Here is a 23,661-nt window from a genome sequence, read left to right as displayed (position 1 = left end):
GCGGCCGTTCCGTGTCGGGTGCCGCCGGCGTCAGGCGAAGAGGCGCTGCAGGCGCTGGATGCCCTCGAGCAGCGGCGCGTCGCCGAGCGCGTAGCTGAAGCGAAGGTAGCCGCTCGGCCCGAACGCCTCACCGGGCACCGCCGCGACATCCGCCTGCTCGAGCATGAGGTCGGCGAGCTCGAGCGAGGTGGTGGGCGTCGCGCCGCCCCACGAGCGACCAAGGAGCCCCGACACATCGGGGTAGACGTAGAACGCTCCCTGCGGAACCGGCACGCTGACGCCGTCGATCTTCGAGAGCTCGGCGACGATCGTGCGGCGACGCCGGTCGAACGCGCGGCGCATCTCCTCGACGGCATCTTGCGGCCCGGTCAGCGCTGCGATCGCGGCGCGCTGCGAGATGTTCGACACGTTCGACGACAAGTGCGACTGCAGGTTGGCTGCGCCCTTGATGACGTCGGCGGGGCCGACCATCCAGCCGAGGCGCCAGCCGGTCATCGCATAGGTCTTCGCGACGCCGTTGACGAGGATCGTCTGGTCGGCGAGGCCCGGCACCGCCTCGACGATCGACACCGCGCGCGGCGGTGCCCCGTCGGGCTCGTCGGCGTAGGTCAGGTTCTGGTAGATCTCGTCGGAGACGACCCAGATGCCGTGCTCGAGCGCCCACTCGCCGATCGCCTTCACCTGCTCGGGCGCGTAGACGGCGCCCGTCGGGTTCGACGGCGAGACGAAGAGCAGCACCTTCGTGCGCTCGGTGCGGGCGGCCTCGAGCTGCTCGACGGTGACGAGGTAGCCCTGGTCGGCGCCCGCGAACACGTCGACCTGGCGGCCGCCTGCGAGCTTGATCGCCTCGGGGTAGGTGGTCCAGTACGGCGTCGGCACGAGCACTTCGTCGCCGTCGTCGAGCAGCACCTGGAAGGCCTGGTAGACGGCCTGCTTGCCGCCGTTCGTGACGACCACCTGGCCCGCGCCGACCTCGAGGCCGGAGTCGCGCAGCGTCTTCGCGGCGACCGCCTCGCGCAGGTCGGGCAGCCCGGCTGCTGGCGTGTATCGATAGTTCTTGGGGTCGCGCGTGGCCGCGAGCGCCGCCTCGACGATGTACTCGGGCGTCGCGAAGTCGGGTTCGCCGGCCGCGTACGAGATGACCGGCCGCCCCTCTGCCTGGAGGGCCTTCGCCTTCGCATCGACCTTGAGGGTCGCGGACTCGGCGATGGCGGCGATTCGGGCGGAGAGGCGCGCGTGTTCGGTCACGACGACCAGCCTACGGCGAGCGGATGCCGCGTGGGGCATCCAGTTCGTCGGTTCCCGCCCGCCCGCTCAGAGGTTCTGTCCGATGTCCCAGAGCCGGTCGGGGCGCCCGTCGATGGCCTCGGAGACCGCGAGCGCCTGGTCGTCGGAGAGGGAGGCGACGTAGTCGATCACGCCGCGACCCACGCCCAGCGACTGCAGCTCGGCGGCCTGGGGGAGGGGGATGCCGTCGGGGCGCTCCTCACGGAGTTGCGCATAGCCCGCGGTCGCGATCTCGACGAGCTCCTTCAGGCGTTGCGGCACGCGGTCGCGGTCGTGCTCGTCGTGCACCCACGCGGTGAGGCCCTTCACGGCGCGAGTGAGCACGCGGCTGAGTCCGCGCTGGTACAGGACGATGTCGGAGCGGTCGAGGATGAAGTGCCGGTGCACGAACTTCAGGATCTCCACCTCGTGCCACGCTGGCCGGTCGAGGGTGACGAGCCCGGTGCGGACCTCATCCTGCGGCGCCGGCACGACCGAGGACTGCAGGTGGCTGATCCAGCGGTTCGTGAACGACGAGAGTGCACGCTCCGACGCGATGGAGCCGTCGAAGGAGATCGCGAGGAGGCCATCGACGAGGTCTTCGGCGACGACCCCGACCGCGTCGGCGAATGCGTCGTCGTCGCTGATCCACGGATCGCTGCGGCGGAGCTTTCGCCGGAGCCCCTCGAGGGCGCTGCCGGGCGGGGAACTGCGCGCTGCGAGCGCCTCGTCGTCGAGGTCGCGCAACTGCGCGCCCGACCTGAGCCAGCCCCGGAACTCGCGTGCGACGGCGCCCTCGCTGAGCAGGCCGGCGCGGTAGAAGTCATCGACGTCGTGGATCGAGTACGCGATGTCGTCGGCGATGTCCATGATCGAGCACTCGATCGACTGCTGCGTCGGCGGGTGACCGCGACGCGCCTGACGCAGGTCGCCGGCGTCGATGCCGTAGGCCGAGAACTTCAGCACCTCGACGCCGTTCTCCGTGCGACGCAGTCCGCGCGGCAGGGGGCCGTCGCCCACGGCTGCGTCGTCGACGTAGCGAGTCCACGGGTACTTCGCGACCGCCGTGCGCACCGCCGCGGTGAGGTTGAGCCCGCGAGGTGCGGCCTCGCTGACGTCGAGCGCCGTGACGATCCGGTAGGTCTGCGCGTTGCCCTCGAACCCGTCGGCGAGCCCGAGGCTTTCGCGCGCGAGTCGGTCGAGCACGCGCTCGCCGAGATGGCCGAACGGCGGATGCCCGAGGTCGTGGGCGCTCGCCGCGGCCTGCACCACCACGGCGTCGCAGCTGTGTTCGAGCGCGAACGCACGGGTCGGCGACGCGGCATCCGTCAGCTTCACGGCGATCGCCCGTGCGACCGCGGTGACCTTGATGGAATGGGTGAGCCGGTTGTGGATGAGCGGGCCCGCGCCCGGTTGTGCGATCACCTGGGTGACGGCCGACAGCCGCGAGAAATACGGCGAGAACCTGATGCGCTCGAGGTCGAGCCGGAACTGCGAGTGTTCGCCCGTGACCTCGGCGCTGCTGCGCGGCTCTGGCACCTGGCGTGAGGCGCGGTCCATGGGCATATGCCCAATCTATGCCCGCTGCGACACACGGATGCCGGGAGCCCGCGTGGCGGCATCCACTCAGCTTTACTCTGCCTTCGAGGTCGCATACACTTGCTGAGGTTGTTGAAGTCAGCCAAGCTTTTCTGCGCCTATTTTCGGCATGGATTCCCTAGATATCGTCGTGAAGCTTGCGCTGTCCAGACACCGGTGGTAACCCTCGGTCAAACGGTGGTTCCATAGGGCGGTGGCTCAATTGGTAGAGCAGCGGTCTCCAAAACCGCAGGTTGCAGGTTCGAGTCCTGTCCGCCCTGCGAGCCGGCAGCGAACGCCGGCCCACGAAAGGTGTACGAGGTGGCCCGGAAAGTAATCGACGAACCCAGTGAGGACGTCGTTGCCAACGCGAAGCGCGATCGCGCAGCGCGTCGGAACCCCTTCTCCAGGTTGGCCCTGTTCATTCGACAGGTCATCGCCGAACTGAAGAAGGTCGTCACCCCCACCCGCAAGGAGCTCCTCAGCTTCACCGCAGTGGTGCTGGTGTTCGTCATCATCATGATGGCGATCGTCTGGGGGCTCGACCAGCTGTTCGGATGGCTGGTGCTGTACGTCTTCGGAACGTCGGGAGCCTGATCGGCCGCTCGGCTCGAAGGATCCGATGCGCCGCAGGCGGACGGAAGAAAAGGATTGAGAGAAGTGGCAAAGACTGAGCGCGACGACGTCGACTGGGCCACGGCTGCTGAGCAGTCGGCCGAAGACGACGAGGCCCAAGAGGGCAACACGCTCGAGCACGACGAGGAGTCGGTCGAGGCTGCAGAGCACCGCGCCGTCCACATCGTCGACGACGAGGGCAACGACATCGACCTCGACGCCGTGCTCGACGCGATGGCCGAATCGACCGATCCCGAGGCCGACGCCGTCATCGACGACGCCCTCGAGATCGACTCCGTCGACGAGGCCGTAGCGGCCGAAGCGGCCGTCATCGAGGAAGACGAGGAAGCGGTCGACCCCTACGCGGAGTTCCGCGCCGAGCTCCGGTTCCTCCCGGGCAAGTGGTACGTCATCCACTCCTACGCCGGCTTCGAGCGCCGCGTGAAGGCGAACATCGAGCAGCGACGCGAGTCGATGGCCATGGCCGACTACATCTACCAGGTCGAAGTGCCCATGGAAGATGTCGTCGAGATCAAGAACGGCCAGCGCAAGATGGTCACCCGCGTGCGCATTCCCGGCTACGTGCTCGTGCGCATGGACCTCAACGAGGAGAGCTGGTCGGTCATCCGCCACACTCCCGGCGTCACCGGCTTCGTCGGCAACGCGCACAACCCGACCCCCCTCCGCTTCGAAGAGGCCTTCGGCATGCTGAAGAGCCTCGTCGAGATCAAGGAGGTCGCTCCCGTCAAGGGCGCGAAGGCCACCGGCGGCGCCGGTGCTACCCGCGCGATCCCCGCCGAGGTCGACTTCGAGATCGGCGAGACCATCACGATCAAGGACGGCTCGTTCGCGGGCCTGCCCGGCACGATCAGCGAGATCAAGCCCGAGAGCGGCAAGCTCATCGTGCTCGTCTCGCTCTTCGAGCGCGAGACCCCGGTCGAGCTGAGCTTCGACCAGGTCACCAAGCTCTAACCCTTTCCAGACAGCGCGCAGCCACCCTCCGGTATCATCGGAGGGTTGTGCTGCGTCAGGCACTGTTGATTCAGCACAGAAGATCACCGCATCCCGGAACCGCCGGGCCTGCGGGAGAGTGCCCCGGCAACCGGGGCGTTCGAACAGAAAGAAGGAAACAATGGCACCGAAGAAGAAGGCAACCGGTCTGATCAAGCTTCAGATCAAGGCCGGCGCCGCGAACCCGGCCCCGCCCATCGGCCCGGCCCTGGGTCAGCACGGCGTGAACATCATGGAGTTCTGCAAGGCCTACAACGCGGCGACCGAAGCCCAGCGCGGCAACGTCATCCCCGTTGAGATCACCGTCTACGACGACCGCTCGTTCACGTTCATCCTGAAGACCCCGCCCGCTGCGGAGCTCATCAAGAAGGCTGCCGGCGTCGCCAAGGGCTCGGGTGTCCCGCACACCAACAAGGTGGGCCAGCTCACCCAGGCCCAGGTGCGCGAGATCGCCGAGGCGAAGATGGTCGACCTCAACGCGAACGACCTCGACGCAGCGTCGAAGATCATCGCGGGCACCGCTCGTTCGATGGGCATCACGGTCGAATAGGCCTCCAGTGGCCCAGTGGCGCCGGGCGAAGCCCGACGCGTATCGAAGCCACCAGTCGGATGCCACGCGGCATCCGTTCACCAGAACTCAGTAATCCGTGGCAGCGCCAGCCAGGCGCAGATGACCACACTCTCTCAAGGAGAAACAACATGGCACAGAAGTCCAAGGCCTACCGGGCCGCGGCCGAGAAGCTCGAGGCGGGCAAGTTCTACGCCCCGAACGAGGCCGTCACGCTCGTGAAGCAGACCGGTTCGGCGAAGTTCGACTCGACCGTCGAGGTCGCGCTGAAGCTCGGCGTCGACCCGCGCAAGGCAGACCAGATGGTGCGCGGCACCGTCATCCTCCCGCACGGCACCGGCAAGACCGCCCGCGTCATCGTGTTCGCGACCGGCCCCGCGGCCGAGGCTGCGATCGCGGCGGGCGCCGACGAGGTCGGCGGCGCCGAGCTCATCGAGAAGGTCGCCGGCGGCTACACCTCGTTCGACTCGGCGGTCTCGACCCCCGAGCTCATGGGCCAGGTCGGCCGACTCGGCAAGGTGCTCGGCCCTCGTGGCCTCATGCCCAACCCGAAGACCGGCACCGTGACGCCCGACGTCGCGAAGGCCGTCTCCGACATCAAGGGCGGAAAGATCGAGTTCCGCGTCGACAAGCACTCCAACGTGCACTTCGTCGTGGGCAAGGCCTCGTTCACCGAGGAGCAGCTCAACGACAACCTGAACACCGCCCTCGAAGAGGTCGTGCGTCTCAAGCCGTCGAGCTCCAAGGGCCGTTACATCCAGAAGGGCGCCGTGTCGACCACGTTCGGCCCGGGCATCCCGCTCGACGTCAACGCCATCTGATTCCGGTGGTCGAGTAGCGCCGCGCGAAGCGCGACGCAGATCGAGACCACGCACCGAAGGGCTCGCCGGTTCGCCGGCGGGCCCTTCGTCGTTCCGGTCAGCCCGCGACGGGCCAGCCGATGATGCGGAACGCGTGCTCGCCGAGCGGCTCGCGCTCGGCGACATCCGTGCCGCTGACGATCGCGCCGGCCGGGCCGGCCGTGAACCAGTCGATGAGCTCGGTGACGGATGCCTCGTCGCCCTCGATCTCGGCCTCGACCGCGCCGTCGGGGCGATTGCGGACCCACCCCGCCACGCCGAGTCGCTCGGCTTCGCGCCGTGCCGAGTAGCGGAATCCCACGCCCTGCACGTTGCCGTGCACGACGATGCTGCGGCGGATCATGCTCTCGAGCGTAACGCGATCGCGGGGCGGCTTCGAGGCCTCGATGCTGCCGGATGCCGGGAGTGGGCGCCGAGCGTACGATGACGCCATGGGGGAGATGCAGGACTACATCGCGAGGCTCGAAGGCGCCGAACGCGAGCTCGTCGAGCGGATCAGGGCGCGAGCCGTCGAACTCGTGCCCGACGCGACCGAGGGCATGAGCTACGGCATGCCGGCCCTGCGCTACCGCGATTCGCCGCTGCTCAGCGTGATGTCGGCGAAGGACCATATCGGCCTCTATCCGTTCAGTCCGACCGTCGTGTCGGCCGTGGAAGGTGAGCTCGAAGGCTACTCGTGGTCGAAGGGCACGATCCGGTTCACGGCGGAGCACCCATTGCCCGATGCCCTCGTCGATCTCATCGTCGAGTTGCGGCGCGACGAGATCGACGCCGCAAAGCAGCGCTGAGACAGCGGAAACTCCTGAAAACAAGGACACCCATTTGACGCGGGCGGTGTCCTTGTTTTCAGGAGTCGTACGGCCCCGAAGCTGTGCTGCCGGCCCGTGTTTGAAGCAGCACCGAGGATCAGGCCAGCCCGGTGGCGCCCATCCCGGCGCAGATCAACTCGGCGAGCGCCCGGAGATCGGGTGCCGCGTCGTCGGTGGCGATGCCCGCATGATCGGCCGGCGGACGCAGGGTCAGGATGGCCACCCACGCCACGGCGGCGGTGCGGAGCGTGCCCGCGGCGATCGGCCTGAGCACGCTCCCGCGCAGCACGCGCTCGACGACGGCCTGCACCTGCACGCGGTGCTCGCGGAGCTTCGCCCTCACCTCGGGGTGGGTGCGTTGCTCGCGCCAGATGATGACCCGCAGCACGGGCGAGTCCGCCTGGATCTCGGAGAGCTTCCGCTCGAGATTCAGGAGCGCGCGCACAGGATCGCCCGGCTCGATGAGCACCGTCGCGTCAATGGGCCCGAGGTCGAGACGCTCGCCCACGAGCGTGCAGAGCAGATCGGATTTCGTCGGGAAGTAGTAGAACAGCAGTCCTTTGGGCACCGCCGCCTGCTTCGCGATGCTCGACGTGGGTGTGGCATCGAAGCCGCGTTCGGCGAAGAGCCGCTCGGCCGCATCGAGTATTCGCACGCGAGCCTCAGGAGTCTCCTTCACGATCGACTCCAAGGTCAGGCGGGGACGGCAGTCGGCTGCCGTCCCCGCGTGCGGTCAGTGGTCAGCGGTCAGTGCGTGATGGCGTCGTGGTGGGCGCGCATGCTGGGCCGGATTGCGAGCGCGGCGACGATGACGACGACCGCACCGCCGATCCACGACACCCATGCAGCACCGGCGTTCATGTCTGCGTATCCGCCGATCCACGGCGAGACGATGAGCAGCAGACCGAGGACGCCCTGCACGTACTCCATCGCGACGAGCCCCGGCATAGCGAGGTTCACGACGCCCGAGATGACAAGCAGCACGCCGAGCGTCACCATCATCGCGACGGATGCGCCCATCGGGGCGACGATCAACGTCGACAGAGCCACGGCAAGACCGGCGACGACGGCTACCCAGTCTTCCCATCGGGTCCACTTCTTCATAGCAACCAGCCTCCTTCGAGTGGTGGCTCCCATTCGGGGGTTACTACAACGGTAGAACTGACTGACCGGCCGGTCAAGATGCCTCGAGTGACCTGAGCGGGGTTTGTTCACCGGGACGCCACTCGCGCTTCGCAGCGCCTTCGTCTGCCGTGCCTACCGTGGCGGTCACCCCACCCATCACCCGTAATGGAGCTTCCATGTCGCTGTCCAGAACCGTGCCACTCCTGGGGGTCGCCGCCGCGCTGGCCCTCATCGTGTCGACCACCCTGCCCGCCCAGGCCACCCCCGGATCGTCGGATGCTCCGCACGACGAGTCGTTCAGCTTCGCCGTGATCGGGGACGTGCCCTACGGCTCCGATCAGGTCGCCCGGTTCCCCGCGATGGTGTCCGAGCTGAACGAGCAGGAGGAGCTCCGCTTCGTCTCGCACCTGGGTGACATCAAGGCGGGATCGGCCCAGTGCACCGACGAGTACTTCGCCGCGATCAAGGCCCAGTTCGATCGCTTCGAGGCCCCGCTGGTCTACACCCCCGGCGACAACGAGTGGGTCGACTGCCACCGGGTCAACAACGGTTCCTACGATCCGCTGGAACGCCTCGACGCGCTGCGTTCCCTGTTCTTCTCGAACCCTGGCAAGACCCTCGGGGCGAACATGCCGGTCGCCGTGCCTGATTCGGACCTGCCGGAGAACGTGACGTTCGGCGTGCAGCGCGTGGCCTTCTCCGTGCTGAACGTGCAGGGCTCGAACAACTCGCTGATGCCCTGGTCGGGCCTCGGCCTGACCGAGCCCACCGTCGCCCAGCTGGAGGAGGTCGCATCCCGAACCGCGGCCGACGTGGAGCAACTGGAGCGCACCTTCGCCGACGCGAAGGCGACCAATGCACGGGCGGTCGTCGTGATGACCCAAGCCGACATGTTCGACCCGTACCTGCTTGGGATCGGGGCCGCTGAGAATCCGGAGCTCGTGAGCGGCTTCCGGCCGATCGTCGACGCGCTCGCCAAGGGTTCCCGGGAGTTCGGCGGCGAGGTCTACCTGTTCAACGGGGACAGCCACATCTACAACGATGACTCGCCCTTGGCGACCGGCTCGCCTTGGCTCGAGATCTACGGGCAGGACAGCGTGGAGAACCTTCGCCGAGTGACGGTGGAAGGCGCGGCAACGTCCAACGAGTGGCTGCGAGTCGCCGTGCAGCCGAACTCCGGGCCCGGCGAGGGCGTGCTGAGCTGGGAGCGCGTGCCCTACACCGAGTCCTGAGCACCTCCAGCACGACGACGCGCCCCGCGGCTGAGCCGCGGGGCGCGTCGGTCTTCTGCGATCGTTCAGTGGTGCGTCAGCCGATGCGGATCAGCTTCTTGTTGACGAACTCGTCGGCGCCCAGGCGACCCATCTCGCGACCGGTGCCCGAGCGCTTGACACCGCCGAAGGGCAGCTCGGCACCGTCGGCGAGCACGACGTTCACGAACACCATGCCGGCCTCGATCCCGTCGGCGACCCGCAGCGCCTGGTCCTGGTCGGTCGTGTAGACGTAGGAGCCGAGGCCGAACGGGATGTCGTTCGCGAGGCGCACGGCGTCGGCCTCGTCCTTCGCGCTGTACACCTGGGCGACCGGCCCGAAGAACTCCTCCTTCGAAGCAGGGTTCTCGGGAGTGACATCCGTCAGCACCGTCGTCTGGAAGAACGCGCCCTCACGCGTGCCGCCGTGCACGAGCGTGGCGCCGTGCTCGACCGCGCGCTTGACCTGCTCGTCGAGGTTCTCGGCCGCCTTGAGCGACGAGAGCGGCCCGAGCGCCGTCTCGGTCGAGGTCGGGTCGCCCGTCTCGACCTCGGCGAGCTTCGCCGTGAACTTCTCGAGGAACGGCTCGTAGAGCTCGTCGGCGACGATGAAGCGCTTGGCCGCGTTGCAGGACTGGCCGTTGTTGTCGAGGCGCGCGTCGACGGCGTTCTGCACGGTCTCGTCGAGGTCGTCGGTGGACAGCAGGATGAACGGGTCGGAGCCGCCGAGCTCGAGCACGACCTTCTTCAGGTGCCGACCGGCGATCTCGGCGACCGCGGCGCCTGCGCGCTCGGAGCCGGTGAGCGAGACGCCCTGCACGCGCGGGTCGGCGATGACAGTCTCGATCTGGTCGTGCGACGCGTAGATGTTGACGTAGGCGCCGGCCGGGAAGCCCGCGTCACGCATGATCTGCTCGATCGCCGCGGCCGACTCGGGGCACTGCTCGGCGTGCTTGAGCAGGATGGTGTTGCCGATGATGAGGTTCGGTCCGGCGAACCGGGCGACCTGGTAGTACGGGAAGTTCCACGGCATGATGCCGAGGAGCACGCCCAGCGCGCTGCGCCGGATGATCGCCGAGCCGTCGCCGGCGAGCAGGTCGACGGTCTCGTCCTTCAGGAAGTCGGCTGCGTGGTCGGCGTAGTACGTGTAGATGTCGCCGGCGAAGTCGGCCTCGCCGAGGGCCTGCTCGATGGGCTTGCCCATCTCGCGAACGATGATCTCGGCGAGCTCCTGGCGGCGCTCCACGTGGAGTTCGCCGACGCGGCGGATGAGCGCGGCGCGCTCCTCGACGGTGGTCGTGCGCGACCAGGTGCGTTGCGTCTCGTCGGCCGAGGCGATGGCCGCGTCGAGCTCGGCATCGGTGATCGTGGGATAGGTCGTGACCGTCTCTCCGGTTGCCGGATTGACCACGGCGTAATTGCTCATGGGGCTCCTCTGTCGCTGGTGCACGGGGCTCGCCAACCGGTCGGCGACGGCGGTGCACACCTGTGTGCAAGCCTATGCCGCGGTGCAGCGCGCAGGAATCGACATGACGGCGGATCCGCGGCATCCGATGGACGGCGTGTACATCGGAGGCATCCGTGCGGCTGAGTATCGTGGCGTGTGGGGCGAGCCGAGGAGGGCCGAATGGGTCGGGGCATCCTGAGCGGCATCCGCGTCGCCGACTTCTCGCGCGTGCTCGCGGGGCCCTACGCCACCATGATGCTCGCCGACTTCGGCGCCGACGTCGTGAAGATCGAGTCGCCGTCGGGTGACGACACCCGGCACTGGCGCCCGCCCGTCGATGCGCGCGGCCGGTCCACGTACTTCGGCAGCGTGAACCGCAACAAGCGGTCGGTCGTGCTCGACCTCGCGGATGCCGCAGGGCTCGCCGAGGCGCGCCGGCTCGCGGCATCCGCCGACGTGGTCGTCGAGAACTTCCGCCCGGGCGTGATGGAGCGCTTCGGGCTCGCCTACGCCGCTGTGCGCGCTGCGAACCCCGGCGTCGTGTACTGCTCGATCACCGGATTCGGCACGGGGGAGGGCGCGGCGCTCGCCGGCTACGACCTGCTCGTGCAGGCCGTCGGCGGGCTCATGAGCATCACGGGCGACCCCGACGGCGACCCCGCGAAGGCCGGCGTCGCGCTCGTCGACGTGATCGCGGGGCAGAACGCGCTCGCCGGCATCCTGCTGGCACTCCGCGAACGCGACCGTACGGGGCTCGGCCAGCTCGTCGAGGTGAACCTGCTGCAGAGCCTGCTCTCGGCGCTCACGAACCAGGCCGCGGGCACGCTCGCCACGGGCGTCGCCCCGACTCGGCTCGGCAACCAGCACCCGAGCATCGCGCCGTACGCGCTCTACCGGGCCGCCGACCGCGATCTCGTGATCGCGGTGGGCAACGACAAGCAGTTCGCGGCGCTCGCGGGCGTGCTCGGCGGCGGCACGCTGGCAACCGATGAGCGCTTCGCGAGCAACGCGGCTCGCGTGGAGCATCGCGACGAGCTGCGTGCGCGCATCGAGACGCGGCTCGCCGCGGCATCCGCTGCGCACTGGGTGGCCGCCCTCACGGCGGTGGGCGTGCCGGCCGGTCTCGTGAACGACGTGGGCGAGGCGCTCGCCTACGCCGAAGCGCTCGGACTCGAATCGGTCGCGGAGATCGCCGATGCCGGCGGCGGAACGAGTCGCACCGTCGCGAATCCGATCGGCCTCGCCGCCGCGGCCGCCCAATACCGCACTCCACCGCCCGCGCTCGACGAGCACGCCGGCGCCGACTGGCTGCCCAGCTGACCGAAAGGACCCCGATGACCACGATCGCCCCGCGGATCGACGCCGTGTTCGACCTGAACGCCCTCATCGGCGACGATGAGCGCGAGTGGCAGCTGCGCGCGCGGCGCTTCGCGCAGGAGCGCATCCTGCCCGTCATCGAAGGCGACTTCGAGGCAGCGCACTTCCGCCGTGAGTTCGTGCGCGAGCTCGGCGGGCTCGGACTGCTGGGCATGCACCTGACGGGCTACGGATGCGCCGGCGCGGGCGCGGTGTCGTACGGCCTCGTGTGCCTCGAGCTCGAGGCCGCCGACAGCGGCTGGCGCACGTTCGTGTCGGTGCAGGGGTCGCTCGCGATGAGCGCGATCCACAAGTACGGCTCGGAGGCGCAGAAGCAGCGGTGGCTGCCCGGCATGGCCGCCGGTGAGCTCGTCGGATGCTTCGCCCTCACCGAACCGCACGGCGGCAGCGACCCCGCTGGCATGACGACGACCGCGCGCCGTGACGGCGACAGCTGGGTGATCGACGGCGCGAAGCGATGGATCGGGCTCGCGAGCGAGGCGGATGTCGCCGTGGTGTGGGCGAAGGTCGACGAGACCGACGCGGGCGGCGGTGCGGTGCGCGGGTTCCTCGTGCCCACGTCGACCCCGGGATTCATTGCGACGCCGATCGACGGCAAGCTCTCCATGCGCGCCTCGGTGCAGTGCGACATCGCCCTCGACGGTGTGCGCGTGAGCGATGAGGCGCTGCTGCCCGGGGCATCTGGACTCTCGGGGCCGTTCAGCTGCCTGAACGAAGCCCGCTACGGCATCGTGTGGGGCGCGATGGGCGCCGCCCGCTCGTGTCTCGAGGCCGCGCTGTCGCGAGCGACGAGCCGTGAGGTCTTCGGCAAGCCGATCGGCGCGAACCAGCTCATCCAGGCGAAGCTCGCCGACATGTTCGTCGAGGTCGAGAAGGGCATCCTCCTCGCGCTGCACCTCGGCCGGCTGAAGGAGCGCGGCGCGCTCACGCCCGCCCAGATCAGCGTCGGCAAGCTCAACAGCGTGCGTGAGGCCCTCACGATCGCGCACGAGGCCCGGAGCATCCTCGCCGGCGACGGCATCACGAACGCGTGGCCGGTCATGCGGCACGCGGCGAACCTCGAATCGGTGCGCACGTACGAGGGCACCGACGAGATCCACCAGCTGATCCTCGGCCGCGAGCTCACCGGCCTCAGCGCGTTCTGAGGTGGCTTCGCGCAGCGGCCGCCCGCGAACGCGCGACGGCTCAGCTCACGCCGGGAATCACGATCCAGCGCTGCGACAGCACGATCCACAGGATGAACAGCACGAGCGCGATGACGGTGACCGCGAGGCCGCCGCGACGGCGACCGCCGCGCAGCACGAGCTGGATCACGAGCAGCACGGTCGTGATGATCGCGAGCACGAGCGAGCCGAACGGGATGCCCGGGAAGAACAGCGACAACAGGAAGAGCACCGCGGCGATGATCTCGAGGATCGAGAGCAGCGATGAGCCGCGGCCGCGGGCGCGGGTGATGCCGTCGATCAGGGCGAAGATGCCGGCGGCGACGGCGATGACGAAGAGCCAGGACAGCGTGATCATGTGAGTCCTTCGGGATGGCGGGGGACCGCGACACGGGAGGGGGCTCCTGCGCAGTCGCCAGCATAGCGATGACCTGCATCAGGCGGAACGACTCGCTTCGGCACGCATGAGGGGAATGCAACGCAGGGTCATCGGGTTTCACCCTGAGGCCGCCGCGTGATGGACTCGTTGCATCGGGGCGCCGACCGAGCGCCCCCAGCTCACTTCCCCCATCGTACGAATGGAGCACCACCCATGCCTCGCGCCCGCACCCTGCTCGGCCTCGCCGCCGCATCCGCCGCCGTCATCGCCCTCGCCGCCTGCTCGAGCGCCGCGCCCGAGTCGACCGAGCCGGCCGGCGGAAACGAGTACGGCCTCGCGACTGAGGGCACGCTCACGGTCGCGACCGAGGGCACGTACCGCCCGTTCAGCTTCCACGAAGACGGCAGCGGAGACCTCGTCGGCTACGACGTCGAGGTCGCCGAGGCTGTGGCCGAGAAGCTCGGTCTCGAGGTCGAGTTCCAGGAGACCCAGTGGGATGCGATCTTCGCCGGCCTCGACGCCGGCCGCTTCGACGTGATCGCGAACCAGGTGTCGATCAACCCCGAGCGCGAGGAGCAGTACCTCTTCAGCGAGCCGTACACGGTGTCGCCCGGCGTCATCGTCGTGAAGGAGGGCGACACGTCGATCTCGAGCTTCGCCGACCTCGCCGGCAAGACCACCGCGCAGTCGCTCACGAGCAACTGGTACACCCTGGCCCAGGAGAACGGCGCGAACGTCGAGGCCGTCGAGGGCTGGGCGCAGGCCGTGACGCTGCTCGAGCAAGGACGCGTCGACGCGACCATCAACGATAAGCTCACCTATCTCGACGACGTGCAGACGAACGGCGAGCGCGGCCTCGAGATCGCCGCCGAGACGGATGACCCGTCGCTCAGCGCCTTCGCATTCACGAAGGACAAGGCCGACCTCGTCGCCGCGATCGACGAGGCGCTCGCAGAACTCCGCGAGGAGGGCGTGCTCGCCGAGCTCGGGGAGAAGTACTTCGGCGCCGACGTCTCGCAGTAACGTCGCACACATGACCCCGATGGGAGTGAGGCGATGAGCTCGGATTGGGAGCTGCTCTTCTTGTCCTTCGGGCCGCTCGTGTGGGGCGCGGTGAGCGGCACGGTGCTGCTTTCCCTCGCCTCGTTCGCGATCGGCCTCGTGCTCGCGCTCGGCGTGGCGCTGCTGCGGCTCTCGAAGAACCGGCTGCTCTCTGGCATCGCACGGTTCTACATCTCGGTGATCCGCGGCACGCCGCTGCTCGTGCAGCTGTTCGTGATCTTCTACGGGATGCCCTCGATCGGGCTCGTGATCGACCCGTGGCCGAGCGCGATTATCGCGTTCTCGCTGAACGTCGGCGGATATGCCGCCGAGGTCATCCGCGCCGCGATCCTCTCCGTGCCGAAGGGGCAGTGGGAGGCCGGGTACACGATCGGGATGTCCCACGGCACGACCCTTCGCCGCCTGATCCTGCCGCAGGCGGCGAGGGTCTCGGTGCCGCCGCTCTCGAACACCTTCATCTCACTCGTGAAGGACTCGTCGCTCGCCTCGCTCATCCTCGTGACCGAGCTGTTCCGGGTGGCGGAGGAGATCGCCTCGTTCAGCACCAAGTTCATGCTGGTCTACCTCGAGGCCGCGCTCATCTACTGGGTCATCTGCATTGTGCTCGCGGGCGGACAGGGCATGCTCGAGAAGAAGTTGGACCGCTATGTCGCAACGTGACCGATCGCCCAATGGCGGCGACCCGCTCGCGCCCGTCGCGCGACCCGACGACAGCGTGCTGCTCGCGGCACGAGGCATCCGCAAGTCGTTCGGCGACAATGAGGTGCTGAGCTCGATCGACCTCGAGGTGCGGCGCGGCGAGGTCGTCGTGCTCATAGGGCCGAGCGGTTCGGGCAAGACGACGGTGCTGCGCTCGCTGAACGGGCTCGAGACTCCGGATGCCGGAACCATCGATTTCGCGGGCGGGCCTGCGCTCGACTTCGCACGCCCGATCTCGAAGGCCCAGCGCTTCGCGCTGCGCGACCGGTCGGCGATGGTCTTCCAGCAGCACAACCTGTTCCCGCACATGACGGTCATCGAGAACGTGATCGAGGGTCCGGTGCGCGTGCAACGCGTGCCGAAGGCGCGGGCGATCGCCGAGGCATCCGCCCTGCTCGATCGCGTGGGACTCGCCGAGAAGCGCGACGCGTACCCGTTCGAGCTGTCGGGTGGACAGCAGCAGCGCGTCGGCATCGTGCGCGCCCTCGCGCTGAAGCCCGACCTGCTGTTGTTCGACGAGCCGACGAGCTCCCTCGACCCCGAGCTGGTCGGCGAGGTGCTCTCGGTCATCAAGGAGCTCGCCGACGAGGGCTGGACGATGGTGGTCGTCACCCACGAGCTGAGCTTCGCGCGGCAGGCCGCCGATGAGGTGCTCTTCATGGACGGCGGCGTGGTGGTCGAACGCGGCGCGCCCGAGCAGATCTTCACGAAGCCGAAGCACGAGCGCACCCGGCGCTTCCTCGACCGCATTCTGCGGCCGCTCGACTGAGCGGGTAGACGCGCGCCCGACCGGGGCACATCATGGGTGCATGACGACGAACGTCATGATCCTCGGAGCCGGTTTCGGCGGGCTGGAGTTGGCGAGCCTCCTCTCGGAGCGCCTCGCCGGCGACGGCGACGTCACCCTCATCGACCACAGCGACGCCTTCGTGTTCGGATTCTCCAAGCTCGAGATCCTCTTCGGGCACCAGACGCGGGAACAGGTGCGTATTCCCTACGGCTCGATCCGGAGGGCGGGCGTGGAGTTCCGTCGGGAACGGGTGCTCGCGATCGACCCCGCGGCGCGTCGTGTCGTCACCGACGCGACCGTGTACGACCCCGACGTGATCGTCGTGGCGCTCGGTGCCGACTACGACATCGACGCGACCCCGGGCTTCGCCGACGGGGGCTTCGAGTACTACACCGTCGCCGGCGCCGAGCGGCTGCGCGATGAGCTGGAGGCGTTCCGCGGGGGCAGGGTGATGCTCGCCGTCCTCTCCATTCCGTTCAAGTGCCCGCCGGCGCCGTACGAGGCGATCCTGCTGCTGCACGACCGACTCGTCAGTCGCGGCATCCGGGACGCCACCGACCTCCACGTGGTCAGCCCGCAGCCAGCGCCGATTCCGGTGTCACCGTCGACCTCGGCCGCCCTCGAACAGGCGATGGCCGAGCGCGGGATCGCGTACACGAAGCGTCACCGGGTCTACGGGATCGACCCCGGCGCGAAGCTCGCGCACTTCAAGGACCACGACGAGCCCTACGACCTGTTCGTCGGTGTTCCGGTGCACAAGGCTCCCGACGTGCTCGTCGAGGCCGGCCTCACGGAGAACGGCTGGGTCGCGGTTGACCCGCGCACGATGCAGACCCGGTACCCGGGGGTGTACGCCATCGGCGACTGCGCCGAGACCGGCATCCCGAAGGCCGGCACCTTCGCCGAGAGCGCCGCGCACGTCGTCGCAGACGGCATCGCGCGCAGCATCCGCGGCGCCGGTGAGCTGGCGCCGGGAGGCACCGGGCTCTGTTACGTGGAGTTCGGCGATGGCGAGGTCGGCCGCGTCGACGTCGACTTCCACGCCGAAGGTGGCCCGACCGCGCCGCTCCTCGGCCCCTCAGCGGCATACGTCGCTGAGAAGGCGGAGTTCGGCGCGGCACGGCGCGCTCGCTGGTTCGGAACCTGACGCGCGTCCCTTCGCCCTGCCATGGTCTGACGCCCCGCTGCGCTTCCGAGGTGCGGCAGAGGCGCAGGGCGTACCGTGGAGGCATGCCCGCTCGCATCCCCGGAGTCGACGCTCCGGGAGCGCGGGCGATGGGTGCCAGGCAGGCGAGGCAGGCGCTCGGCGTGTTCCGGCTCCTCGTCGCGGCGCTCGAGATCGTGGCGCTCATCGGCAACTTCCAGTACGTGCTGGGCTTCCGGTTCTTCGCGACCGCCAACTTCTTCAGCTATTTCACCATCCAGTCGGCGATGATCGCGGTCGTGACGCTTGCCATCGGGGCGGCGTTCGCGCTGTTCACGCCGCGGGATCCCGCGTGGCTCGGGGTGCTGCGCACGATGGTGACGGTGTACCTGCTGGTCTCGGGCATCGTCTTCGGGCTCATCGTCATGCAGGCGTCGTCGCGTGACTACCGAGTCGACGTGCCGTGGTCGGACACCCTCCTGCACTTCATCGTGCCCGCCCTCGCGATCGTGGCGTGGATCGTCGACGGCGTTATCGCCGTGAACCCGCGAGTGCCGTGGACGACGGTGGGCTGGGTGCTCGTGTACCCGACGCTCTGGCTCGTCTACACACTCATCCGCGGCGCGGACGTGGGGTGGTACCCGTATTTCTTCCTCGACGAGGCGCAAGTCGACGGTGCGGTCGGCGTCGCGCTCTACTGCGCCTTCGTGCTCCTCATCTTCGTGGGGCTCACTGCTGGGTTCGTGGCGCTCCATCGGAGACTGTGGCGTAGGGCACGAGGTCGGCGAGGATCGCCTCACGAAACTCGTCGTCTTCGAGCTCCTCGAGCCGAGTCGCCTGCGTCGCCGCGATGAGGCCGAACAGGATCGGTTCGCCCGACTCGGCGCCGGCGTCGACCCACGCCGAGACGGCGACGGGCTCACCGACCACGGTGAGCAGCTCGATCGGCGGCACCGACCCGACGTCGGGTTCCGACCGCCAGAACGCCGAATCGAAGCGCAGCCAGACGGTGTCGACGAGGCCCATGCCGAGCAGCGAGATCGCGCGCTGGTGCAACAGCGGCAGTGCCGGGCTGAACTGCAGGGTGTCGGTCTTCAGCACGCCGAGCGGCACGGTGACGATTGCACGGTCGGCGGTGAGCGACTCGCCAGAGTCGAGGCGCAGGCTGACGCGCTCGTCGCTGTAGGCGATGCGTGTGACGGCGCTCTGCACGGCGACGTCAACCGTGCTCGCGAGCGCATCGACGTAGTCGGCGAACCGGCCCGTGACGATGCGCACGGGGTCGTCGAGCCGCGACGGGTCGAGGCTGCGGGCCGACACTCGGCTCGACGTCGCGCCGGTCGACGGCTCCACCCCGGTCACGATGGTGTGCGCGAGCCAGTCGGCCGGGCTCACACCGGCGGCGTCGGAGGTCACGGGCAGCGGCACCGCGCCAGAGCCCACGAGCGCGGCGGCGAGCGAGACATGGCCCGGCTGGGTCCCCGCCCACGAGTGCGCCCGGGCGATCGCGTCGGGTCCGGTGGAGGGGATCGCGACCGGCACGCCGCTTGCGGTGCGCGCCTCGATCCTCGGCTGGAACAGGCGGGTGTCGACGGATGCCTCGGCCAGGCCCTCGAGGAGCTGCGCGTGATCGCCCACGAAGGCGGCGCCGAGCTCGACCGAACGGTCGAAGGCGTCGTCGTCGACGGAGCGCACGCGGCCGCCAACGCGATCTCGCGCCTCGAGCACGACGACCTCGAAGCCCGCGTCGATGAGCTCGCGAGCCGCCGTGAGCCCCGCGATGCCCGCGCCCACGACGACCACGCGCTCGCCGGGTTCGGCGAGGCGCGCGAGGTCGGCGGCGGCGCGCAGCCCGGAGCTTCTGGCCCCGCGCACGGTGCCCGGGGCATCCGTGTCGCAGGCCTCGCCGGCGAAGAAGACCCGAGACGCGACGGGCTGGGAGAGCGTGGCCCGCAAGCGCGGGTCGACGCCGGCCGCGTCGAAGCTGAAGGCGCCGCGGGCGAAGGGATCGGCGCCCCAGCGCGAGCGATGCATGGCCGTGGGCAGCGGCACGCCGTTCGTCGGCGTGGGCGAGGGCGTCGGGGTCGGCGTGGGCGTGGCGGTGGGCGAAGGCGTCGGCGTCGGCTGCGGCCCCGTGCAGCTGGCGAGGACGACGGTCGCGATGCCCGAGAGGGAGGCGGCGAGGAAAGTTCGCCGGGGCATGCCGCCGGGCGTCGCCCGTGAGTCCATGGATTCAGGCTAGCCGACGCGGCCCCGGTGGTTGAGTAGGCAGCGAAGCAGCCGTATCGAAACCACCTTGCAGGCACTGGGTGGTCTCGATACGCGTCGCCTGCGGCGGCGTTACTCGACCACCGGGGCGCCTCAGCCGGCGACGTATCCGTCGGCGATGCCGAGCGCGTCGTCGATGATGTCGAGGCCCCGCACGAGCTCGTCTTCAGCGATGATGAGCGGCGGCGCGACGTGCAGGCGGTTGAAGTGCACGAACGGCCACAGCCCGGCCTGCTTGCACGCCGCGGCGACCGCGGCCATCGGCGCGGCATCCGTTCCCGACGCATTGAACGGCACGAACGGCTCGCGGGTCGCACGGTCGCGCACGAGCTCGATCGCCCAGAACAGCCCGCGTCCGCGCACCTCGCCGACCGACGGATGCGCCGCTGCGATCTCGCGCAAGCGGGGCTCGACGACTCGCGACCCGAGGTCTCGAACGCGGTCGAGGATGCCGTCACGCTCGAACACCTCGAACGTCGCGACTCCCGCGGCGCACGCGAGCGGATGCCCCGAATAGGTGAGGCCGCCGGCGAAAGCCACCGTGTCGAAGTGCGACGCGATTCGCTGCGAGATGACCACGCCGCCGAGCGGCACGTAGCCCGAGTTCACGCCCTTGGCGAAGGTGATGAGGTCGGGCACGACGCCGAAGGCGTTCACCGCGAACCACTCGCCGACCCGGCCGAAGCCGACCATGACCTCGTCGGCGATGTAGACGATGCCGAACCGGTCGCAGAGCTCGCGCACGCCCGCGAGGTAGCCCGGCGGCGGCACGAGCACGCCGTTCGTGCCCACGATCGTCTCGAGGATGATCGCCGCGATCGTGCCGGCGCCCTCGAGGGTGATGACCTGCTCGAGGTGGGCGAGGGCCCGCTCGGTCTCCTCGGCCTCACTCGAGGCGTGGAACGAGGAGCGATACGGATACGGCCCGAGGAAGTGCGCGACGCTGCCGTCCGACGGCTCGTTCGGCCAGCGGCGCGGGTCGCCCGTGAGCGAGATCGCCGTGGCGGTGCCGCCGTGGTAGCTGCGGTACATCGACAGCACCTTGCGGCGGCCCGTCACGGCGCGCGCCATCCGTACGGCGTACTCGTTGGCGTCGGCGCCGCCGTTCGTGAAGAACACCCTGTCGAGGTCGCCCGGCGCGACCTCGGCGATGCGGCGGGCCAGTTCACCCCGCACGTCGTTCGCCATCGACGGCTGGATCGTCGCGAGCCGGCCCGCCTGCTGCTGGATCGCCGCGACGAGGTCGGGGTGCTGGTGTCCGAGGTTGAGGTTCACGAGCTGGCTCGAGAAGTCGAGGAAGGCGTTGCCCTCGTAGTCCCAGAACGTCGAGCCCTCGCCCGCGGCGATCGGCAGCGGGTCGATGAGGGCTTGCGCGCTCCACGAGTGGAACACGTGCGCGCGGTCGTCGGCGCGCACCTGCGCCTCGGCCGAGGCGTCAGGCAGCGGATGCCGCGAGCCGTGCCGGTCGACGAACGTCGCCGCGGCGATGAGGGTGTCGGTCATGTTCGAGGTCCTTTCGGTTGCAGTCCGGTGGTTGAGTAGCGCCCGGCGAAGCCGGACGCGTATCGAAACCACCTTCGAGAAGGTCTCCATACGCGTCGCGCTGCGCGCGGCGCTACTCGACCGCCGGGAAAGGTCAGTGGTTGCTCGGGAACCCGAGGTTGATCTGCGACTCGCTCGGCTCGGGCCAGCGCGAGGTGACGACCTTCGAGCGGGTGTAGAAGTGCACCGACTCGGGGCCGTAGATGTGCGAGTCGCCGAAGAGCGAGCTCTTCCAGCCGCCGAACGAGTAGGCGCCGATCGGCACGGGGATCGGCACGTTCACGCCGACCATGCCGACCTCGATGTCGAACTCGAACCGACGGGCGGTGCCGCCGTCGCGCGTGAAGATCGCGACGCCGTTCGCGAAGCGGTTCGCGTTGATGAGCTCGACCGCGTCTTCGTAGGTCTCGACGCGCACGACCGAGAGCACCGGGCCGAAGATCTCGTCGTCGTACACCTTCATGCCGGGCTTCACGTGGTCGACGAGGCTGACGCCCACGAAGAATCCGTCGCCGTCGAACTCCTGCGTCGTGCCGTCGACGACAACCGTGGCGCCCTCTGCTGCGGCGCCCGTCACGTAGGAGGCGACCTTGTCGCGGTGCTCGCGCGTGATGAGCGGACCCATCTCGCTCGCGGCATCCGTGCCGTCGCCGATACGCAGCGCGCCCATGCGCGAGCGCACCGCTTCGACGAGGTCGTCGGCGACGTCGCCCACCGCGACGAGCACCGACACGGCCATGCACCGCTCGCCGGCCGAGCCGTACGCGGCCGACACCGCGGCATCCGCTGCGCCCTCGAGGTCGGCGTCGGGCATCACGACCATGTGGTTCTTCGCCCCGCCGAGCGCCTGCACTCGCTTGCCGTTGCCAGCAGCCCGCTCGTAGATCGACTTCGCGATGGGCGTCGAGCCGACGAAGCTCACGGCGCGAACGTCGGGGGAGTCGAGGATCGTGTCGACCGCGACCTTGTCGCCGTGCACGACGTTGAGCACGCCGTCGGGGAGTCCGGCCTCCTGGAAGAGCTTCGCGAGGAAGAGCGAGGCGCTCGGGTCCTTCTCCGACGGCTTCAGCACGACGGTGTTGCCGCACGCGATCGCGGAGGTCACCATCCAGAGCGGCACCATGACCGGGAAGTTGAACGGCGTGATCGCGCCGACGACGCCCACCGGCTGCTTCACCGAGTGCACGTCGACTCCGCGAGCGACCTGCTCGGAGTGCTCGCCCTTCAGGAGGTGCACGAGTCCCGCGGCGAACTCGACGTTCTCGATGCCGCGCGAGATCTCGCCCGCGGCATCCGAGAGCACCTTGCCGTGCTCGCTCGTGAGGATTGCGGCGAGCTCGGGGGTGCGCTCCTTCAGCAACTGGCGCAGGCGGAAGAAGACGTCGGCGCGCCTGATGAGGCCCGTCGCGCGCCAGCCCGGCAGCGCCGCCTTCGCCGCCGCGATGGCGGCTTCGACCTCGGCGACCGAGGCGAACGCCACGTCGTGCTGCTGCTGCCCGGTGGCCGGGTTGAAGACGGGCCCGGTGCGCTCGGCGTCGGCCGACTCCTGGCCGTTGATGAAGTGGTGGATGAGGCTCATGGAGCTCCTTCGGTGGCGTGTGTGGGGCTTGCGTGAGGCGTGAAGAGCGGCGTGGGTGACGGATGTCTCACCGCCGTGTATCGGCTCCGGACAGAATGCCCGACCGCTCGACTAGGCTGGTGCTCCCAGTGTTCCATGGGCGGAAGGGTCGAGCCGATGCCAGAACGTCGCGAAGATGACGTGATCCATACGGATCGTCCGACCGCGCTCGTGGTCGACGACGCCCTGCCCACGGTGCGCGAGATCATCGCGCTCGATGCGGTGGCGAACGGGGTTCCCGAGGTGGTCTCGGGTGGCGACGACGCGCTCGATGCCCATGTGCGCTGGGTTCACGTCTCCGACAGCGCCGGGGTCGCCCGCCTCCTCGATGGCGGCGAGTTGCTGCTCTCGACCGGTTCGGGCTGGCCGACCGAGCCCGCCGAGCTCGAGGCGTTCATCGCCGGGCTCGTCGAGGCCGGGCTGTCGGGCCTCGTGCTCGAGCTCGGCGTGCACTACCGCTACGTGCCGGCGGTCGTCGAGGCCGCCGCTCGCGCCCACGGACTAGCCCTCATCGCGCTGCACCGCGAGGTGAAGTTCGTCGCCCTCACCGAGGCGGTGCACAGCCGCATCATCTCCGAGCAGACGACCGCGCTCCGCGCGCGCGACGAGGTGCGGGCCCGGTTCACCGCACTCAGCCTGCGCGGCTCGCCCGCCGATTTCATCGTGCAGCAGCTCGCGCAGACCCTGGGCACCGCGGTCGTGCTCGAGAATCTCGCGCACGAGGTGGTCGCCGCCGACGCCCCGTCACCCGCCGAGGAGGAGCTCTTCACCAACTGGGAGGCGCGGTCCCGGCTCGCGCATCGGCACGACGAAGAGCGGCGCCGCCGAGGACTGCCGGCGCCGGCCGACGAGTTGCTCATCGTGCCGGTCGAGGCCCGCGGCATCCGCTGGGGTCATCTCATCGCGCTGCCGGGGCCGGCGCACCCCGCCGGCCGCACGAGCGTGCTCGAACAGGGCGCGATCGCCCTCGCGCTCGGCCGTCTCGCCGACGGCGACGCCGACGAGTGGGTGCGCATCGGCCGGCAGCGTCTCGTCGAGGCGTTGCTCTCGGGCCGGTTCGCGGGCCTGCCGGGCGCGGCCGCGCGGCTCG

General features: G+C 69.4%; 23 protein-coding genes, 1 tRNA gene and 1 pseudogene. 15 read left to right on the top strand and 10 right to left on the bottom strand.

What is annotated here, in order from left to right; genetic code table 11:
• Positions 1-30: 30 nt before the first annotated feature.
• Together ESP51_RS16845 and ESP51_RS16840 are read right to left on the bottom strand one after the other, a co-directional pair.
• Positions 31-1,287, bottom strand: a complete 1,257-nt coding sequence (locus ESP51_RS16845; protein ID WP_129522056.1) for a pyridoxal phosphate-dependent aminotransferase — start codon at positions 1,285-1,287, stop codon at positions 31-33.
• A 27-nt stretch (positions 1,288-1,314) separates the two neighbouring features.
• A complete protein-coding gene (locus ESP51_RS16840) occupies positions 1,315-2,832 on the bottom strand; it encodes a deoxyguanosinetriphosphate triphosphohydrolase family protein (protein ID WP_129522055.1) in 1,518 nt (505 codons plus the stop codon).
• Between the two features lie 220 nt (positions 2,833-3,052).
• Here ESP51_RS16840 and ESP51_RS16835 point away from each other — a divergent pair.
• The 5 genes from ESP51_RS16835 (at position 3,053) to rplA (ending at position 5,859) form a co-directional block, all read left to right on the top strand.
• A tRNA-Trp gene (locus ESP51_RS16835) sits at positions 3,053-3,125 on the top strand.
• A 40-nt stretch (positions 3,126-3,165) separates the two neighbouring features.
• Positions 3,166-3,441 (top strand): preprotein translocase subunit SecE, encoded by a 276-nt coding sequence (gene secE / locus ESP51_RS16830; protein WP_129522054.1) that lies wholly within the window; start codon positions 3,166-3,168, stop codon positions 3,439-3,441.
• A 63-nt stretch (positions 3,442-3,504) separates the two neighbouring features.
• Positions 3,505-4,431 carry a transcription termination/antitermination protein NusG gene (gene nusG, locus ESP51_RS16825; protein ID WP_129522053.1) on the top strand — a complete coding sequence of 309 codons (927 nt, stop codon included), beginning with the start codon at positions 3,505-3,507 and terminating at the stop codon, positions 4,429-4,431.
• 160 nt (positions 4,432-4,591) lie between these two features.
• The gene (gene rplK / locus ESP51_RS16820) at positions 4,592-5,020 is read left to right on the top strand and encodes a 50S ribosomal protein L11 (RefSeq protein ID WP_129522052.1); all 429 of its coding nucleotides are present in this window, start codon (positions 4,592-4,594) and stop codon (positions 5,018-5,020) included.
• A gap of 149 nt (positions 5,021-5,169) precedes the next feature.
• Complete coding sequence (rplA, locus tag ESP51_RS16815) at positions 5,170-5,859, top strand: 50S ribosomal protein L1 (protein ID WP_129522051.1); 690 nt, start codon at positions 5,170-5,172, stop codon at positions 5,857-5,859.
• A gap of 97 nt (positions 5,860-5,956) precedes the next feature.
• Here rplA and ESP51_RS16810 read toward each other — a convergent pair whose 3' ends face one another.
• Entirely contained in the window at positions 5,957-6,241 is a 285-nt protein-coding gene (locus tag ESP51_RS16810) for an acylphosphatase (RefSeq protein ID WP_129522050.1), read from the bottom strand.
• Positions 6,242-6,329: 88 nt separating this feature from the next.
• Here ESP51_RS16810 and ESP51_RS16805 point away from each other — a divergent pair, with 88 nt between their 5' ends.
• Positions 6,330-6,686 carry an iron chaperone gene (locus tag ESP51_RS16805; protein ID WP_129522049.1) on the top strand — a complete coding sequence of 119 codons (357 nt, stop codon included), beginning with the start codon at positions 6,330-6,332 and terminating at the stop codon, positions 6,684-6,686.
• A gap of 118 nt (positions 6,687-6,804) precedes the next feature.
• Here the strand turns inward: ESP51_RS16805 and ESP51_RS16800 are convergent, their stop codons facing one another.
• Together ESP51_RS16800 and ESP51_RS16795 are read right to left on the bottom strand one after the other, a co-directional pair.
• A complete protein-coding gene (locus ESP51_RS16800; RefSeq protein ID WP_206737341.1) occupies positions 6,805-7,386 on the bottom strand; it encodes a TetR/AcrR family transcriptional regulator in 582 nt (193 codons plus the stop codon).
• 68 nt (positions 7,387-7,454) lie between these two features.
• Positions 7,455-7,811, bottom strand: a complete 357-nt coding sequence (locus ESP51_RS16795) for an SPW repeat domain-containing protein (RefSeq protein ID WP_129522047.1) — start codon at positions 7,809-7,811, stop codon at positions 7,455-7,457.
• 197 nt (positions 7,812-8,008) lie between these two features.
• On the opposite strand from ESP51_RS16795, the gene ESP51_RS16790 reads away from it, so the two are divergent.
• On the top strand, positions 8,009-9,064 hold the full coding sequence (locus ESP51_RS16790) for a hypothetical protein (RefSeq protein WP_129522046.1): 1,056 nt from the start codon (positions 8,009-8,011) through the stop codon (positions 9,062-9,064).
• Positions 9,065-9,140: 76 nt separating this feature from the next.
• Here the strand turns inward: ESP51_RS16790 and ESP51_RS16785 are convergent, their stop codons facing one another.
• A complete protein-coding gene (locus ESP51_RS16785) occupies positions 9,141-10,508 on the bottom strand; it encodes an NAD-dependent succinate-semialdehyde dehydrogenase (protein ID WP_129522045.1) in 1,368 nt (455 codons plus the stop codon).
• A 201-nt stretch (positions 10,509-10,709) separates the two neighbouring features.
• On the opposite strand from ESP51_RS16785, the gene ESP51_RS16780 reads away from it, so the two are divergent.
• Complete coding sequence (locus ESP51_RS16780; RefSeq protein WP_206737340.1) at positions 10,710-11,849, top strand: CaiB/BaiF CoA transferase family protein; 1,140 nt, start codon at positions 10,710-10,712, stop codon at positions 11,847-11,849.
• Positions 11,850-11,863: 14 nt separating this feature from the next.
• The gene (locus ESP51_RS16775; protein WP_129522044.1) at positions 11,864-13,051 is read left to right on the top strand and encodes an acyl-CoA dehydrogenase family protein; all 1,188 of its coding nucleotides are present in this window, start codon (positions 11,864-11,866) and stop codon (positions 13,049-13,051) included.
• A gap of 40 nt (positions 13,052-13,091) precedes the next feature.
• On the opposite strand, the gene ESP51_RS16770 is transcribed toward ESP51_RS16775, so the two are convergent.
• Positions 13,092-13,427, bottom strand: a complete 336-nt coding sequence (locus ESP51_RS16770; protein WP_129522043.1) for a hypothetical protein — start codon at positions 13,425-13,427, stop codon at positions 13,092-13,094.
• 234 nt (positions 13,428-13,661) lie between these two features.
• Between ESP51_RS16770 and ESP51_RS16765 the strand changes: the two genes are divergently transcribed.
• From ESP51_RS16765 to ESP51_RS21120, 5 genes and pseudogenes are all read left to right on the top strand, one after another.
• Positions 13,662-14,471: an amino acid ABC transporter substrate-binding protein gene (locus ESP51_RS16765; RefSeq protein WP_129522042.1), complete on the top strand. Its 810-nt coding sequence runs from the start codon at positions 13,662-13,664 to the stop codon at positions 14,469-14,471.
• Positions 14,472-14,504: 33 nt separating this feature from the next.
• Entirely contained in the window at positions 14,505-15,170 is a 666-nt protein-coding gene (locus ESP51_RS16760) for an amino acid ABC transporter permease (protein WP_129522041.1), read from the top strand.
• Positions 15,157-15,978, top strand: a complete 822-nt coding sequence (locus tag ESP51_RS16755; protein ID WP_129522040.1) for an amino acid ABC transporter ATP-binding protein — start codon at positions 15,157-15,159, stop codon at positions 15,976-15,978. Before ESP51_RS16760 ends, ESP51_RS16755 begins: the two co-directional genes overlap by 14 nt.
• A 40-nt stretch (positions 15,979-16,018) precedes the next feature.
• Positions 16,019-17,146 (top strand): NAD(P)/FAD-dependent oxidoreductase, encoded by a 1,128-nt coding sequence (locus tag ESP51_RS16750; protein ID WP_129522039.1) that lies wholly within the window; start codon positions 16,019-16,021, stop codon positions 17,144-17,146.
• A gap of 83 nt (positions 17,147-17,229) precedes the next feature.
• Positions 17,230-17,841 (top strand): annotated as a pseudogene (locus ESP51_RS21120) (Pr6Pr family membrane protein); the annotation flags it as partial.
• Positions 17,842-17,872: 31 nt separating this feature from the next.
• On the opposite strand, the gene ESP51_RS21200 reads toward ESP51_RS21120, so the two are convergent.
• From ESP51_RS21200 to ESP51_RS16730, 3 genes are all read right to left on the bottom strand, one after another.
• The gene (locus ESP51_RS21200; protein WP_164990572.1) at positions 17,873-19,372 is read right to left on the bottom strand and encodes a flavin monoamine oxidase family protein; all 1,500 of its coding nucleotides are present in this window, start codon (positions 19,370-19,372) and stop codon (positions 17,873-17,875) included.
• 132 nt (positions 19,373-19,504) lie between these two features.
• Positions 19,505-20,914: an aspartate aminotransferase family protein gene (locus ESP51_RS16735; protein ID WP_129522036.1), complete on the bottom strand. Its 1,410-nt coding sequence runs from the start codon at positions 20,912-20,914 to the stop codon at positions 19,505-19,507.
• Between the two features lie 133 nt (positions 20,915-21,047).
• On the bottom strand, positions 21,048-22,532 hold the full coding sequence (locus ESP51_RS16730) for a CoA-acylating methylmalonate-semialdehyde dehydrogenase (protein WP_129522035.1): 1,485 nt from the start codon (positions 22,530-22,532) through the stop codon (positions 21,048-21,050).
• 156 nt (positions 22,533-22,688) lie between these two features.
• Between ESP51_RS16730 and ESP51_RS16725 the strand changes: the two genes are divergently transcribed.
• The coding region (locus ESP51_RS16725; protein ID WP_241843225.1) for a PucR family transcriptional regulator ligand-binding domain-containing protein at positions 22,689-23,661 on the top strand (973 nt) is incomplete at its 3' end.

Origin of the sequence: Agromyces albus (genome assembly GCF_004134825.1) — a bacterium.
GTDB lineage: Bacteria > Actinomycetota > Actinomycetes > Actinomycetales > Microbacteriaceae > Agromyces > Agromyces albus.
This window is presented reverse-complemented; position numbering and strand designations above follow the sequence as displayed.

What these genes read in the sequence shown, in the direction of transcription:
- ESP51_RS16795 (WP_129522047.1), bottom strand. Translation starts at nt 7,811, where the DNA reads ATGAAGAAGTGGACCCGATGGGAAGACTGGGTAGCCGTCGTCGCCGGT.
- ESP51_RS16805 (WP_129522049.1), top strand. Translation starts at nt 6,330, where the DNA reads ATGGGGGAGATGCAGGACTACATCGCGAGGCTCGAAGGCGCCGAACGC.
- ESP51_RS16760 (WP_129522041.1), top strand. Translation starts at nt 14,505, where the DNA reads ATGAGCTCGGATTGGGAGCTGCTCTTCTTGTCCTTCGGGCCGCTCGTG.
- rplA (WP_129522051.1), top strand. Translation starts at nt 5,170, where the DNA reads ATGGCACAGAAGTCCAAGGCCTACCGGGCCGCGGCCGAGAAGCTCGAG.
- rplK (WP_129522052.1), top strand. Translation starts at nt 4,592, where the DNA reads ATGGCACCGAAGAAGAAGGCAACCGGTCTGATCAAGCTTCAGATCAAG.
- ESP51_RS16770 (WP_129522043.1), bottom strand. Translation starts at nt 13,427, where the DNA reads ATGATCACGCTGTCCTGGCTCTTCGTCATCGCCGTCGCCGCCGGCATC.
- ESP51_RS16780 (WP_206737340.1), top strand. Translation starts at nt 10,710, where the DNA reads ATGGGTCGGGGCATCCTGAGCGGCATCCGCGTCGCCGACTTCTCGCGC.
- ESP51_RS21200 (WP_164990572.1), bottom strand. Translation starts at nt 19,372, where the DNA reads ATGGACTCACGGGCGACGCCCGGCGGCATGCCCCGGCGAACTTTCCTC.
- ESP51_RS16790 (WP_129522046.1), top strand. Translation starts at nt 8,009, where the DNA reads ATGTCGCTGTCCAGAACCGTGCCACTCCTGGGGGTCGCCGCCGCGCTG.
- ESP51_RS16755 (WP_129522040.1), top strand. Translation starts at nt 15,157, where the DNA reads ATGTCGCAACGTGACCGATCGCCCAATGGCGGCGACCCGCTCGCGCCC.
- ESP51_RS16810 (WP_129522050.1), bottom strand. Translation starts at nt 6,241, where the DNA reads ATGATCCGCCGCAGCATCGTCGTGCACGGCAACGTGCAGGGCGTGGGA.
- ESP51_RS16840 (WP_129522055.1), bottom strand. Translation starts at nt 2,832, where the DNA reads ATGCCCATGGACCGCGCCTCACGCCAGGTGCCAGAGCCGCGCAGCAGC.
- ESP51_RS16845 (WP_129522056.1), bottom strand. Translation starts at nt 1,287, where the DNA reads ATGCCCCACGCGGCATCCGCTCGCCGTAGGCTGGTCGTCGTGACCGAA.
- ESP51_RS16730 (WP_129522035.1), bottom strand. Translation starts at nt 22,532, where the DNA reads ATGAGCCTCATCCACCACTTCATCAACGGCCAGGAGTCGGCCGACGCC.
- ESP51_RS16775 (WP_129522044.1), top strand. Translation starts at nt 11,864, where the DNA reads ATGACCACGATCGCCCCGCGGATCGACGCCGTGTTCGACCTGAACGCC.
- ESP51_RS16785 (WP_129522045.1), bottom strand. Translation starts at nt 10,508, where the DNA reads ATGAGCAATTACGCCGTGGTCAATCCGGCAACCGGAGAGACGGTCACG.
- ESP51_RS16750 (WP_129522039.1), top strand. Translation starts at nt 16,019, where the DNA reads ATGACGACGAACGTCATGATCCTCGGAGCCGGTTTCGGCGGGCTGGAG.
- ESP51_RS16765 (WP_129522042.1), top strand. Translation starts at nt 13,662, where the DNA reads ATGCCTCGCGCCCGCACCCTGCTCGGCCTCGCCGCCGCATCCGCCGCC.
- ESP51_RS16735 (WP_129522036.1), bottom strand. Translation starts at nt 20,914, where the DNA reads ATGACCGACACCCTCATCGCCGCGGCGACGTTCGTCGACCGGCACGGC.